Below are 13988 nucleotides of genomic sequence, written 5' to 3'. Positions count from 1 at the left end.
ATAGGAGGAAAAGATGTTGAAATATAATAAATTAGCAATTGTAACTGCATTATCAATGACTTTACTAGCTGGTTGTTTCGGCCCAAAACCAGAAGAGGAGCTATATGTTGCATTTGAAAATGCTGCCAAGCAAGAAAAAACAATGTTTGAAGATGCGAAAAAATTAGAGTCATTAGAGAAAGAGGGGCAAGTATTATATAATCAAATTGTCCAAGAAGGAAAAGATAATAATCAGGCTGTTAAGGATAAGCTTGATCAAGCAGTGAAAAATACAGCTGAACGAGAAAAAGTTCTTATTAAAGAAAAAGAGGCTTTAAATAAAGCGCAAGAAGAAGTGAAGTCAGCTGATAAGCATGTGAAGAAAATTGAAGATAATAAATTAAAAGACCAGGCGGATAAAGTAAAGAGTACTTATGAGAAACGACATGATTCATTCCAAAAGATGTACGATAGCTATAATAAATCTTTAAAGCAAGAAAAAGAATTATATACAATGCTACAAGATAAAGGTACAAAATTAAAAGATATTAGCGAGAAAGTAAAGTTAGTAAACCAAGCATATAAAGATATTGAGACAGAAAAAGATAAGTTTAATGAATATACGAAATCATATAATACAGAAAAAGTTGCATTCTATAAACAAGCGAATATTAAAATTAAGGAAGATAAAAAATAAAACAGTTTGGCCTAATATGGGCCAAACTGTTTTATTTTTTTGTATAGGTACGGCTATACCATGGAACTGCTTCGTTTAATTTTTTTTCTTGTTTTAATGCTTCAGGACCAATATAATCTTGAAGTGTTTTTTTTGCTATTGTTAAAGATAAGGTTGTTTTCGGATTTCGATAGGAGGATTCAAGGTGACCAAGATGCGGTAGGGTGCGAAAATCATCTTTCGTAGGAGGGATATGGAAAAAATAATCACCTAAACGTATAAGAACATCGGATTGTTGTTGACTAAAACGTGGATTTCTAGAAAAATGTAATCCTTCTTTGATAGCCTTTTTTTCAGTAATTAAGCGTTCTAAAGCAGTCTTTTTTAACCAATATAAGTACTTAGGGTTAGTTGCAGCTTTAGCATGACGATTCACAACGAAAATAGATTGAGCTAGTCTATTAATAGAATGTTGATTATGTAATTGAGATTGGGGTTGTGAAGGTTTCATATTGAATCTCCTTTCAAGTTTTCCTTATTATAGCATAAATAAAATGGGTTTTTATTATATGCAAAAAGTAATTGTATATATTTTCAATATTAAAGCAATATTGTTACAAAAAACAACTATTTTGTATAATAGTGATAGAATATGTTTCAGAAATTTGATAATGAAAGAGTGAGAAGTTTGAAAAAAATATTAAAACTACAATATGCCATTATAGACATTGGTTCTAATACAATGCGTTTAGTTATTTATGAAAAACAAAGCGGGGGTTTTTATAAAGAGATTGAAAATACGAAAGTGGTCGCTAGGTTAAGAAATTATTTAGTAAATGGTGTATTAAGTGAAGAAGGAATAGAAGTATTATTACAAACATTATTTCAATTTCAAGAAAGTACACGATTCCATAAGTTACATCATGTACTTTGCGTTGCAACGGCAACAATTAGACAGGCTGAGAATCAAGATGAAATTAAAAAACTTGTTGAAGGGCAAACAGATTTTACTCTTAGAGTTTTATCAGAATATGAAGAAGCACGTTACGGTTATTTAGCAGTTATGAATTCCACTTCATTTTCAGAAGGAATTACAGTTGATATTGGTGGGGGGAGTACAGAAGTTACATACTTTCGAAATAGAGAAATTTTAGAATATCATAGCTTTCCTTTTGGAGCACTTTCTTTAAAGCAACAATTTATTCAAGGTGATATTCCTACTACAGAAGAGTTAGAGGAAATAAAAAACTATTTATGGTATCAATTTCGAACGCTACCATGGTTAATCGATAAAGAATTACCCCTTATCGCAATTGGGGGGAGTGCGAGGAATATGGTGAAAATCCATCAAAATTTAATTTGTTATCCTATAGCTGGATTACATTTATACAAAATGAAAGAAGAAGATATTAAACATGTAAAAGAGGAATTAAAAGAATTGTCGTTCATAGAGCTTCAAAAGATGGAGGGGTTAGCAAAAGATCGAGCAGATACAATTATTCCAGCAGTCGAAGTCTTTCATATGCTTGTTAACGTTATAGAGGCACCGGCATTTATATTGAGTAAAAAAGGATTAAGAGAAGGTGTTTTTTATGAAGAATTAGCGAAAGATTTGGGGATTTCGTACTATCCGAACGTAGTAGAAGAAAGCTTATATTTATTATCATATGAATACGAAATGGATATGGAATTTGTAGTTCAACTTATTAAACAAGGAACATTGATTTGTAAACAACTTGAAGGAGTAGGACTTATTTCTATGTCGGAAAAAGACTGGGAAATATTCCATCAAGCGGCGAAAGTATTTAATATAGGGAAGTACATTGATGAAGAAGCGAGCCGCTTACATACGTTTTATTTACTAGCGAATAAAACAATTGATGGCATGATGCATAAAGATCGAGTTAGATTAGCACTTATTGCTTCATACAAATCAAAAATGTTATTTAAACAACATTTAGCCCCATTTGAAGGATGGTTTGATAAAAGTGAACAAAAAAAAATCCGGTTATTAGGAGCTGTTTTGCAATTTTCAGCCGCTTTAAATGTGAGACAAAGAGCGCTTGTTGAAACGATATCTATAACAGAAAGTAAAGAAGGATTAACATTTAGAATTGTATGTGAGCAATCGGCATTAGCGGAAAAAGTGCAAGCTGAAAAACAAAAAAAGCAGTTAGAAAGAGTATTGAAAACGAATATTAACTTATTATTCGAATCAGGATGTTAAGTTGTACGGATGTCTTTACGAAAAATTAACACTTTGGAATATTATAATTTGATAAAATAAAAGTAACTAAATTATAGTGAAAAAGTTTCAAAGGGAAGTGTGAAGAGAATGGAATTGCTAAAGGGGAATTTAGTAAATTTAAATGATACAGCGTATTATAATAACCGCGAGTTGAGCTGGTTAGCTTTTAATGAACGTGTACTACAAGAAGCGCAAGATGAAAATAATCCACTTTTAGAAAGATTAAAGTTTATTAGTATTTTCAGTTCAAATTTAGATGAATTTTTTATGGTGCGCGTAGCAGGTTTGAAAGATCAAGTAAGTGCTGGATTTAATCAGCCAGAAAATAAAGCAGGTTTAACACCGAAGAAACAATTAAATAAGATTGCGATAAAAGCTCATGACTTAATGACTGTACAGTATGATACGTTTAAAGGTTACGTATTGCCAGCGCTTGAACTAGAGGGGATTGAGCGTCTAACATTCCATGATTTGACGAAAGAGCAGAGGGAATTTATCGAAGAGTATTTTGATGAACAAATCTTTCCAGTGTTAACTCCTGTAGCTATTGATGCGTATCGTCCATTTCCTATGTTATTAAATAAAAGCTTGAATTTAGCTACTATTTTATACGATGAGAAGCAGGCAGAGGAAGAAAATCGCACGAAGTTAGGAATTGTCCAAGTGCCTTCTTTACTGGAGCGTTTCATATTTTTACCGAGTGAAGGGCAAAAACATAAATTTATTTTATTAGAAGATGTAATTAGTGGTTTTACTCATAAATTATTCACAGGATATAACGTATCACCTGTTACTCGTTTCCGTATTACACGTAATGCGGATTTAACAATCCATGAAGAAGGTGCACGCGATTTATTAAAAGTAATTGAAAAAGAATTGAAAAAGCGTAAGTGGGGAGCTGCCGTTCGTTTAGAAGTTGGTAAAGAACACATTGATGAAAGAGTGTTAGCGTTATTGTATGAGGTGTTGGAAGTAAAAGATGAAGATGTGTACATGATGGATGGACCGTTAGATTTAACATGTTTATTCTCCTTATATAAAAAATTAGCGCCTTTATATGAACATCTAGTATATCCGGCTCTTATTCCTCAACCTCCTCAAGATTTAGGTGATGAGGAAGATGTATTTGAAAAAGCGATAGAACATGATATTTTATTACACCATCCCTTTGAGTCGTTTCAGCCAGTCGTTGATTTTGTCCGTGATGCGGCAGATGACTCGAATGTACTTGCAATCAAACAAACATTATATCGTGTAAGTGGAGATTCTCCAATAATTCAGGCGTTGAAGGTAGCAGCTGAAAAAGGAAAACAAGTGACGGTATTGGTTGAGTTAAAGGCGAGGTTTGATGAAGAGAATAATGTTAATTGGGCTAAAGAATTGGAACAGGCCGGATGTCACGTTATTTACGGAGTAAGTCACTTGAAAACGCATAGTAAAATTACGTTAGTTGTAAGAAGAAGAAACGGAAAAATTGAAAGGTTTGTACATCTTGGAACCGGAAATTATAATGATGCAACAGCGAAGTTGTATACCGATTTTGGATATATTACATCGCGAAAAGACTTTGGTGTAGATGCAACAAATTTCTTTAATTATTTGAGTGGTTATACAAAAAAACCGCATTTTCATCATTTATCTGTTGCCCCGTTTGATATAAGAGAGCAGTTTATGGAGTTAATAGATGAGGAAATTCGTTACCATAGACAATATGGAAATGGATATATTATCGCTAAGATGAATTCGTTAACAGATAAACCGTTAATAAAAAAAATGTATGAAGCATCGCAAGCTGGGGTAAGGATAGAGCTCATCGTTAGAGGGACATGTTGTTTAAGACCTGGTATTCCAAATGTAAGTGAAAATATTCGTGTAGTTAGTGTTGTGGGAAGATATTTAGAACATAGCCGTATTTATTATTTCCATCATAATGGAGATGAAAAAATATATTTATCTTCAGCTGATTTGATGACGCGAAATATGGAAAAACGAGTAGAAATATCCTTCCCGATTTTAGATATTGAAATGAAAGCGAGAATAAAGGCAATTTTACAGCTAATTTTAGCCGATAATGTGAAAACACGTGAACAAAATAAAGATGGTGACTATTATTATATAATTAATAGTAGTATAGAAGAAATTGATAGCCAAGTGAATTTATTTAAGATGGCGTACCAAAATACAGATGCTGAATAATAGAGAAAAAGTAAAAACCTCTTAATCGAAATTAAGAGGTTTTTATTTTTTTCTCTACTCATTCTTCCATAAATGGAAGAATGAGTAGAGAGAATAGTTTTTTATTATAGGCGTGTGATAAATCGGTTCGTTGATAGAAAAACATTAGAAGAATCGTTGTTTTAAATTAATAATAGTATGGTTGTTGACAAGGCCCTCCGTAACAAGGAAAGGGTGCTGGTGGTGGGAAAGGCGGTGGATATGGCGGATAAAACGGTCTAGGGCCGAAAGCTAATGCTCCACCGAGTAACCCTCCAGCAATTCCAGCTAGAAATGGAACACCGAAAAATGGAAAGAAGCGTGAGTCGCCTGCTGGGCCAATAGATGCTGAACGAACTGGGATTGGTTGATAATATGGATACATGAACAAACCTCCTTTACTGGACTCATTTTTATCATATGGTGGACCAAGTGTGGATGAGCGCGTACAAGAAAGGATATGTAAGAAAATAGGCGAATTGTTACGAATGTTGTAGGATGAAGAGTGTAATTTCAGGTTTTGACATAAAGCGGAATGGGACACGTGTTCTTCCAATACCTCGATTGACATAAAGAGTCAAACCTTGAATGTTATAGAAACCCTCAATATATTCTTTTGCAAGCGACGGGGTAATAATAGCACCTAAAAAAGGGATTTGTACTTGTCCGCCATGGCTATGACCAGAAAGTTGAAGATTGATTGGATATGTTGCGATTTGTGGCGCGATATCTGGTTCGTGAACGAGAACAATTGTATAAATATTTTGTTTTGCATGTTGTAAAGTTTCCGCTATTTTTGGTTTACCTAGTAGCATATCATCGAGCCCGAAAATAGAAATTTCACTATTATCCAGTAAACGAATTCGTTTTTCGCTATTTTGCAAAAGTTCAAATCCAGATTCGCGCATGATGTGATCATAGTATTCAGTTCCATATCCACCATGGTCGTGGTTACCATAAATAGAAAATTTACCGAAGGGTGCCTGTATATTCTTTAAAATGGATGCAACAAAAGGAGCCTCGGTATATGTTTGGTAATTATCAATGAGATCACCAGTAAAAAGGACAATATCTGGCTTTTCAGCATTAATCTTGGAAACGATTTGAGATAAATGTTGGAGAGAGAAATAGTATCCTAGATGTAAATCGCTAAATTGAAGGATTTTCATACCATGAAAACCTTTTGGTATGAGCTGTGATTTAAGTGTGTGTTGCGTAAAAGAAAGCAAATAGGGCTCTATATATTTAGCATAATAATAGCCGATACTAGCGGTTATAAATGAATATAGACAAGTGCGTATTCCAGATTTTAAAAAATTTCTTCTTGTAATTTTCTTCATATACAGGTTACTCGAATCTCCCTTCAGTTTTTTGGAAATATATTTTAAACACTAAAAAAGTAGTATAGATTACGAAAAAATGAACGAAAAGAAACCCCTTTACGTTAAAATATCAGAAAAATTGAAAAATATAAAGATTTCTATCAAATAAAGTGATAAAATGAATGTGTATTCATTTTTTGGAGGGGATGTATGTGAAAGAGAAGGTAGTTATTATAACAGGTGGATCAAGTGGAATGGGAAAAGGGATGGCGACTCGTTTTGCGAAAGAAGGGGCACGAGTTGTTATTACAGGGCGTACAAAAGAAAAGCTAGAAGAAGCAAAGTTAGAAATTGAACAGTTTCCAGGGCAAGTATTATCTGTACAAATGGATGTACGAAATACTGATGATATTCAAAAAATGATTGAACATATTGATGAGAAGTTTGGACGAATTGATATTTTAATAAATAATGCAGCCGGAAACTTTATTTGTCCAGCAGAGGACTTATCTGTGAATGGCTGGAATTCGGTAATTAATATTGTATTAAATGGTACATTTTATTGCAGTCAGGCTGTTGGTAAATATTGGATTGGAAAAGGTATAAAAGGAAATATTATTAACATGGTGGCAACATATGCATGGGATGCAGGCCCAGGGGTTATCCATTCGGCAGCAGCTAAAGCTGGTGTATTAGCAATGACAAAAACTCTTGCTGTTGAGTGGGGACGTAAATATGGGATACGAATTAACGCTATCGCACCAGGACCAATTGAACGTACAGGTGGTGCCGATAAATTATGGATTTCAGAAGAAATGGCTAAGCGTACAATACAAAGTGTCCCACTTGGTAGGCTGGGGACACCAGAAGAAATTGCGGGTCTAGCTTATTATTTATGTTCAGATGAAGCTGCATACATAAATGGAACTTGTATGACAATGGATGGTGGCCAGCATTTGCACCAATATCCATTTTAAAAGGGATGGAAAATGAATGATTTATTATTTTTTCTTTGGTAAAATGTGACGAAGTTGTGACATGTGAGAGAAATGTGTTTACAAAGGGGAATATATACGTTATATTTAAGACCTCTTTTTTCTTCATAGTAGAATTGCTAATTCCCCTTAGCATTTTACCCCTCTAATCCCTTCAGGAAAACTGAAGGGATTTTTTATTATTTTTCCGTAAATATCGTGTTATAATTTTTGAAAAGTAAAGGGAGGGAAGCACGTTGATAGATGCGTTAGATGTAATGAGTAACTTGGATAAAGTCCTTCCTTATTATCAAGCTATTTTTAGTGCTGATGAGCATACAGTAATTGGATATGAAGTTGTAGGACGTATTCAAACAGAAGAGGGCATACAAAGTTTAGCATCTTTCTTCCATGATGATTCTATTCCGAGTGAGTTCCAACTTGAAGCGGATAACATCATTGTAGAAAAAGCGTTAAATAGGTATTTAGAAACGGATCAAAAATTATTATTATTTATACATCGGAATGCTAATGTATTAATGAATGATGAAGATGAAAGTTTACTTCAACTTTTGCTGATGTATGAAGAACAAGGTTTGAACTTACAACGCATTGTTCTAGAAATAACAGAACATGAATGTAAAGAAGATATAGAACAATTTAATCATTTACTGATGTATTATCGTACATATGGTATTCAAATTTCGATTAATAAAGTCGGAACGGGTACAAGTAATTTAGAGCGTATTAGCGTGTTAGCACCGGATATTTTAAAAGTAGATTTAACAAATTTAAGGCAAACTGCACTTTTACAATCTTATCAAGATATTTTATATTCCTTATCTTTACTTGCTAGAAGAATTGGTGCGACATTGTTATATGAAGAAATTGATGCTTTTTATCAACTACAATATGCTTGGAAAAACGGCGGTAGATATTATCAAGGTAATTATTTGAAAGAATGTTTACCTGATTTTATTGAAACGAATGTTTTAAAAGAGCGACTTGGTAATGAATGTCATCAATTTATTCTGCATGAGAAGAAGAAGTTACAAAAAATTTATAATTTAACAGAGATGTTACGTGATCGAATTGGTGATGTTCTGTCAAAACAAAAAAAGAATGAAGATATAAATGATTGGTTATTACAATTTAGCCAAAGCATATCACAATATAGTTTTCGGATATTTATTTGTAATGAAGATGGCTTCCAACAATCTAGTAATATTATGAAAAAAGATGGTGAATGGATCATTATGCCAGAGTATTATATGAAGAACTGGAGCTGGCGCCCGTATTTTTTAGAAAATATAATGAAAATGCGTTTTGAGAATAAGGCAAGACTTTCAGATTTATATGCTGATATCGAAACTGGTGAAATGGTACGAACATTTTCATTCCCGATTGATGATGAAAACTTTTTATTTATAGATTTATCGTATGAATATTTATATGAGGAAGATGTTTTATTTTAATGCACGAAGAGATTCGTGCATTTTTTTGTTTGTTTTTATCATAAATTGGTAATAGTGAAAATGATGATGAAAATGCTGTCTATCGTTGTAAAGATTTTACGAACGAAATCATCCCTTTCTTTGCATAATCATTGTTACAATGAATACTACAAAGACAAGCTCTTTTAAAAGGAAGGTGAAAAAATGAAGAAATATGGAATATGGTTTGTTCTATTTATATGTGTTGCCTTTCTAGTTGGCTATAGTGTCACAACTGTTTTAGGAAAAGAAGAAGTGAAAGTGGATCGGAAAGAAGTGTTTACAACGATACAAAAAGGTTATGAGACGCAATTTTCAATTCGCGGGAAGCAAATATCTATGAATAAGATGATAGAGACGTTATCACCATATTTTACAAATAATTTCCTTCAAGTTTTTACAGATGAAAACAGTAGAAATGAAAAACAAAGTGGTGAATATTTACTTCCAGCAAAAGAAGCTCCGTTTTCCTTTAATTCAGAAACAAAAATGTCTTATGATGAGGAACATAAAAATTTATATGTCTACGAGCGGGCAAAGAGTGGACAATATCAAATTGTGACATTGCAAAAGGATAATGGAAAATGGAAACTAGCAGGGTATCATGAAAGTCAGGAACTGTTGACTGAAATAAAAAGGTTACAACAATTATGAGAATAGGGATAGGTGTCCCCTATTCCTATTCTATACCGAGTAGCTGTTGTAATTTTTCAATTTGAAAACCTGCGACAACTTCTCCGTCAATTACAACTGTTGGAGTTGAATAGGACTCATAGTCATATAAAAGACGATTGCGTGCAGCAGCGTCTTTTTTTACGTCAAATTCTTCATATACAACGTTATTATGTTTTAAAAATTCTTTCACAATGGTACAAGGCGGACAATCAGGTTGTGTATAAACCTCAATTTTTTTCATTGTAATTCCTCCCTTTTTCTGTTTTTTATTATATTCTGCCAGTATAAAAAGCGCAATAAAGAAGTAAAAAGATGCTCTTTCATCTTTTTACTTCGTATTTCGACAAATTTTAGTTGAGTTTCTGGCCAAGAACCTTTATCCTAGATTGTGGAACGTTTTTTCTGTTATGACGGATAGAATGAGTATAGCTGTAAAACCTATTGGTAGGAAGATCAGAGAAAGGAGAGATTTCATGTCTCTACTCCAAGGAATTTTAACTCGACTTGTTAGTCTACAAGAACAAGCTGAAAGCGGTGAAGTAGCACAACGCTATTTTGAAGTGAACGGTGAGCGCAAATGTAGCGTGAAATTTTTCGATAAAAGTGAAATGTATGAATTAGAAGTGTATCAACAAGGTGAAAAACCTCAAGTGTATCAATTCGATAACATCGATATGGTTGCAATTGAGATTTATGATATCATTAATTGATACATATAAAAAAGGTACTGCCAAATGGCGGTACCTTTTTTAGTTATATTAATTAATGGGCTATACAGGTAGTAGAAGTTGCAATTTAAGGCGCGATTAAATAAAAGGTTTTTTACAAATGTATATGTATAGGAATTTTTTATTTTTCCTACAATGATAGTAAATATTAATAGGAGGTGCAAAGGATGGAACGCTTACCGATTGTTATTTGTCCTAATTGTCACAGTCATGCTGAAATTAATCATGTATTAACCGCCCAGTCTAATCAAAATGTAATATATACATGTAAGTTTTGTAATTATGTAATTCGAAATATTGAAACGAATAAAGGGTAGTAAGTTATAATTTTTGTTTTTGTCCCATACAATGAGAATACGAAAAGTCTGTCTAATTGAAAGGACGTGACTATGTGGACGGTGAGCATACATTTTATAATGTTTCAGAGAGACATTTGAATTTTGATATGGTATTTAACCGTATTTGTAGTTTCATTGAAAAGGATCCACGAAATTTATATCGATTATCTATTGGGACAGACTCACAAGCGCATCAAAAGGATACGAGGTTTATTACAGCGATACATATTCATCGGGTTGGAAAAGGAGCATGGGGATGTTTGCATCATAAATCAGTGAAAAATAAGCCAGCAACGTTGCGAGAGAAAATATATTTAGAAACACAGTTTAGTCAAGAAATCGCCTATTTATTTACTCCCAATCATATACAAACAATATGGGATTTATTGCACCCATACGCTCAAGATGGAGCAGGATTCATAATGGAAATTCATTTAGATATCGGGAATGATGGTTTAACAAAAGAATTTATTTTAGATATGACGATGAAAATTCAAGCAATGGGATTAACAGCAAAAATTAAACCAGATGCTTATGCGGCATTTAGTTATGCGAACAGATATACGAAATAATGTGAAATGATGTCTATATATTCGCAGTCGTTAAGTATCCCTAACGAAAACTGAATATTACATCTACTAAATAAGCTGAAAAATTTATATAATGAGAGTGCAAGGAGAGGAGCATATGGAAAAGGAATTTGTTTTAACAAGAGAAGAAGAAAATTTATTGTTGGATATTCTGTTTCAGCAAAATTACGCGAGCGAAATTTTAGCGGTGGAGCTTACAGACATTGAGAATGGTTTAAAACAGACAGATGTGACGCAATATAAAAAAATTACAAGATTGTTTTACCGATTAAAAAATAAAGGGTATTAAGCACTACCGGAATGGTAGTCTTTTTTTTATGTTGTATGCTAAAATAGTTGTGTATCTTTATTTTTATTAGAAGAATGTTAGGACAAAACAATAATATGAAAACGCTATCATAAAATGTGAGTAGGATTGGAGAATATAAGCAAGAGAAATGGGGGATGTAACATGATTAGTATTCCGAAAGATGAGTTTCAACAAATTCTTGTGAAGGATTTAATGATTTCATCAGAAAAAGTAGCACATGTCCAAATAGGGAATGGTTTAGAACATGCTTTACTCGTTCTTGTGAAATCTGGATATTCGGCGATTCCTGTTTTAGACCCTATGTATAAATTACATGGGTTAATTAGTACTGCAATGATTTTAGATGGTATTTTAGGATTAGATCACATTGAGTTTGAAAGACTTGAGAATATGAAAGTGGAACAAGTGATGAAGGAAGAGATTCCAGTTCTTATGTTAGAAGATTCTTTTGCAAAAGCTTTAGAAATGACAATTGATCATCCTTTTATTTGCGCTGTCAATGAAGAAGGTTACTTCGAGGGTATTTTAACACGTCGGGCTATTTTAAAATTATTGAATAAAAAAGTGAGACAGCATAATCGATAACGTAGGGAAAGTGACTTCACTGAAAAGGCGAAGTCACTTTTTTTCGTGCATATCAGTTGTGTATGTATTATATTTAAAAAGACATAAAGCATAAGAAAACTTTGAACTAACAAACCGTTCTAATGTATAAAAGTATGCAATTAAATTAAGGATGAAATGCTTATTAAAATTAGGTGTATGGAAGCTAAGGAAAGAGGGAGAAAGTTGCAAATTGATGATTTTCAAATGATGGTTGTGTTAGCTCAGGAATCAAATATGAGAAAAGCGGCGGAACGTTTATTTGTTTCCCAACCTGCGCTTAGTCAACGATTACAATCTATGGAGAAACAATGGGGAATGAAATTTTTTATTCGTTCACAAAAAGGATTAACAATTACACCCGAAGGGGAAAAAGTTGCAAATTATGCAAAAGAAATGTTACAACGGGAAGAGGATATTAAAAGTGAACTGGCTCTTTTTAGAACGGAAACATACGGTACGTTAAAAATAGCTGTTGCATCAGTCATTGGGCAATATTGGCTTCCACCTGTTTTGAAAAAATTTGTGCATAAGTATCCTTCTGTGAAGATAGCTCTGTTTACTGGCTGGAGTAGTGAAGTGCAAAAGCAATTTTATGAAGGAGACGTTCATGTTGCTATACTGAGAGGATCACAAGAATACAAAGGGCAGAAACAACAATTATTTGAAGATGAATTATATTTAGTTGATAAAGAAATAAAAGATATTTCGATGTTAAAAGAGACAAATAGACCATTTATTCAATTTAAAAGTGATTCGACCTACTATGGACAAATACAAAATTGGTGGTATGGATTATTTTCAAATCCACCTAAGCGAACGATTGTAGTTGACCAAATTGAAACGTGCAAACAGCTTGTTTTAAATGGAATAGGTTACGCTCTTTTACCTTCGACTGTTTTAAAAGAAGTGCAGGAAAATATGTATAAAACACCTGTTCAATTAACGAGAGAAACATGGTTATTGACGAGTGACTCGGCAAGGCAGTTGAAGCAAGTACAAGCATTTTTAGAAATTATAGAAGAAATTCAAATGGAAAAATAAGATTATTGTCTTGCTACTCGCTCTATCGTTTGGTAGAGTAACATTATAAATGGATTTAGGAGGCAACAAGAATGAAAATGATGGACGCTAACGAAATTATTTCGTTTATTCAAAACAGTGAAAAGAAAACTCCTGTAAAGGTATACATAAAAGGGGATTTAAAAGAAGTAACATTCCCTGAAACGGTACAAGCATTTGTAAATAAAAAATCTGGTGTATTATTCGGAGAATGGTCTGAAATTAAGACAATTCTTGATGAAAATAACAAGCACATTGTTGACTATGTAGTTGAGAACGACCGTCGTAATTCTGCAATTCCAATGCTTGATTTAAAAGGTATTAAAGCTCGTATTGAGCCAGGCGCGATTATTCGTGACCATGTAGAAATTGGTGACAACGCTGTTATCATGATGAATGCAACAATTAACATCGGTGCTGTAATTGGTGAAGGTACTATGATCGACATGAACGCAGTGCTTGGTGGACGTGCAACAGTTGGCAAAAACTGTCACGTAGGTGCAGGTGCTGTACTTGCCGGTGTTATTGAGCCACCTTCTGCAAAACCAGTTATCGTTGAAGATGATGTTGTAATTGGTGCAAATGTAGTGGTTTTAGAAGGCGTTACAGTAGGTAAAGGTGCAGTTGTAGCAGCAGGAGCTGTTGTAACAGAAGATGTGCCTCCATATACAGTTGTTGCGGGAACTCCGGCACGTGTAATTAAAGAAATTGATGAGAAGACAAAAGCAAAAACTGAAATCAAACAAGAGCTTCGTCAATTAAACCCAGAGAAATAA

17 protein-coding genes are annotated in these 13988 nt (G+C 33.4%); 13 read left to right on the top strand and 4 right to left on the bottom strand.

All coding sequences use genetic code 11. The annotated features are described in order from the left end of the window. Nucleotides 1-13: 13 nt before the first annotated feature. On the top strand, nucleotides 14-676 hold the full coding sequence (locus tag MHI07_RS18650; RefSeq protein ID WP_002066948.1) for a YkyA family protein: 663 nt from the start codon (nucleotides 14-16) through the stop codon (nucleotides 674-676). A gap of 31 nt (nucleotides 677-707) precedes the next feature. On the opposite strand, the gene MHI07_RS18645 is transcribed toward MHI07_RS18650, so the two are convergent. Further along, a complete protein-coding gene (locus MHI07_RS18645; protein ID WP_002160666.1) occupies nucleotides 708-1166 on the bottom strand; it encodes a YkyB family protein in 459 nt (152 codons plus the stop codon). A 141-nt stretch (nucleotides 1167-1307) separates the two neighbouring features. Here MHI07_RS18645 and MHI07_RS18640 point away from each other — a divergent pair, with 141 nt between their 5' ends. Continuing rightward, complete coding sequence (locus MHI07_RS18640) at nucleotides 1308-2882, top strand: Ppx/GppA family phosphatase (RefSeq protein WP_080025061.1); 1575 nt, start codon at nucleotides 1308-1310, stop codon at nucleotides 2880-2882. 108 nt (nucleotides 2883-2990) lie between these two features. Further along, nucleotides 2991-5099 (top strand): polyphosphate kinase, encoded by a 2109-nt coding sequence (locus MHI07_RS18635; protein ID WP_002160668.1) that lies wholly within the window; start codon nucleotides 2991-2993, stop codon nucleotides 5097-5099. A gap of 166 nt (nucleotides 5100-5265) precedes the next feature. On the opposite strand, the gene MHI07_RS18630 is transcribed toward MHI07_RS18635, so the two are convergent. Further along, a complete protein-coding gene (locus MHI07_RS18630; RefSeq protein ID WP_002145984.1) occupies nucleotides 5266-5502 on the bottom strand; it encodes a hypothetical protein in 237 nt (78 codons plus the stop codon). A gap of 97 nt (nucleotides 5503-5599) precedes the next feature. After that, nucleotides 5600-6457: a metallophosphoesterase gene (locus tag MHI07_RS18625; protein WP_016106053.1), complete on the bottom strand. Its 858-nt coding sequence runs from the start codon at nucleotides 6455-6457 to the stop codon at nucleotides 5600-5602. Between the two features lie 194 nt (nucleotides 6458-6651). Between MHI07_RS18625 and fadH the strand changes: the two genes are divergently transcribed. From fadH to MHI07_RS18610, 3 genes are all read left to right on the top strand, one after another. Further along, nucleotides 6652-7416, top strand: a complete 765-nt coding sequence (gene fadH / locus MHI07_RS18620) for a 2,4-dienoyl-CoA reductase (protein WP_340825588.1) — start codon at nucleotides 6652-6654, stop codon at nucleotides 7414-7416. Nucleotides 7417-7670: 254 nt separating this feature from the next. Beyond that, nucleotides 7671-8888, top strand: coding sequence for an EAL domain-containing protein (locus MHI07_RS18615; protein WP_215579503.1), 1218 nt, complete (start codon nucleotides 7671-7673; stop codon nucleotides 8886-8888). Nucleotides 8889-9071: 183 nt separating this feature from the next. Beyond that, nucleotides 9072-9560: a DUF3993 domain-containing protein gene (locus tag MHI07_RS18610; protein ID WP_002111512.1), complete on the top strand. Its 489-nt coding sequence runs from the start codon at nucleotides 9072-9074 to the stop codon at nucleotides 9558-9560. A gap of 25 nt (nucleotides 9561-9585) precedes the next feature. Here MHI07_RS18610 and MHI07_RS18605 read toward each other — a convergent pair whose 3' ends face one another. Further along, nucleotides 9586-9822, bottom strand: a complete 237-nt coding sequence (locus MHI07_RS18605) for a glutaredoxin family protein (RefSeq protein WP_002111510.1) — start codon at nucleotides 9820-9822, stop codon at nucleotides 9586-9588. Nucleotides 9823-10054: 232 nt separating this feature from the next. Between MHI07_RS18605 and MHI07_RS18600 the strand changes: the two genes are divergently transcribed. The 7 genes from MHI07_RS18600 to dapD all read left to right on the top strand — a co-directional run bounded on the left by MHI07_RS18600 (nucleotide 10055) and on the right by dapD (nucleotide 13988). Beyond that, the gene (locus tag MHI07_RS18600) at nucleotides 10055-10291 is read left to right on the top strand and encodes a YkuJ family protein (protein WP_002111509.1); all 237 of its coding nucleotides are present in this window, start codon (nucleotides 10055-10057) and stop codon (nucleotides 10289-10291) included. Between the two features lie 185 nt (nucleotides 10292-10476). Further along, a complete protein-coding gene (locus tag MHI07_RS18595) occupies nucleotides 10477-10626 on the top strand; it encodes a hypothetical protein (RefSeq protein WP_002160670.1) in 150 nt (49 codons plus the stop codon). A 74-nt stretch (nucleotides 10627-10700) separates the two neighbouring features. Then, nucleotides 10701-11219 (top strand): ribonuclease H-like YkuK family protein, encoded by a 519-nt coding sequence (locus MHI07_RS18590; protein WP_002111508.1) that lies wholly within the window; start codon nucleotides 10701-10703, stop codon nucleotides 11217-11219. 115 nt (nucleotides 11220-11334) lie between these two features. Continuing rightward, nucleotides 11335-11526 carry an antirepressor AbbA gene (gene abbA / locus MHI07_RS18585; protein ID WP_002145987.1) on the top strand — a complete coding sequence of 64 codons (192 nt, stop codon included), beginning with the start codon at nucleotides 11335-11337 and terminating at the stop codon, nucleotides 11524-11526. A 162-nt stretch (nucleotides 11527-11688) separates the two neighbouring features. Continuing rightward, nucleotides 11689-12132 (top strand): cyclic-di-AMP-binding protein CbpB, encoded by a 444-nt coding sequence (gene cbpB / locus MHI07_RS18580; RefSeq protein ID WP_002145988.1) that lies wholly within the window; start codon nucleotides 11689-11691, stop codon nucleotides 12130-12132. 177 nt (nucleotides 12133-12309) lie between these two features. Then, nucleotides 12310-13194, top strand: coding sequence for a LysR family transcriptional regulator (locus MHI07_RS18575; RefSeq protein ID WP_033710806.1), 885 nt, complete (start codon nucleotides 12310-12312; stop codon nucleotides 13192-13194). 71 nt (nucleotides 13195-13265) lie between these two features. Continuing rightward, entirely contained in the window at nucleotides 13266-13988 is a 723-nt protein-coding gene (gene dapD, locus MHI07_RS18570; protein ID WP_002014841.1) for a 2,3,4,5-tetrahydropyridine-2,6-dicarboxylate N-acetyltransferase, read from the top strand.

This window comes from Bacillus sp. FSL H8-0545 (genome assembly GCF_038006105.1).
In the GTDB taxonomy this organism is placed as follows: domain Bacteria; phylum Bacillota; class Bacilli; order Bacillales; family Bacillaceae_G; genus Bacillus_A; species Bacillus_A cereus_U.
This window is presented reverse-complemented; position numbering and strand designations above follow the sequence as displayed.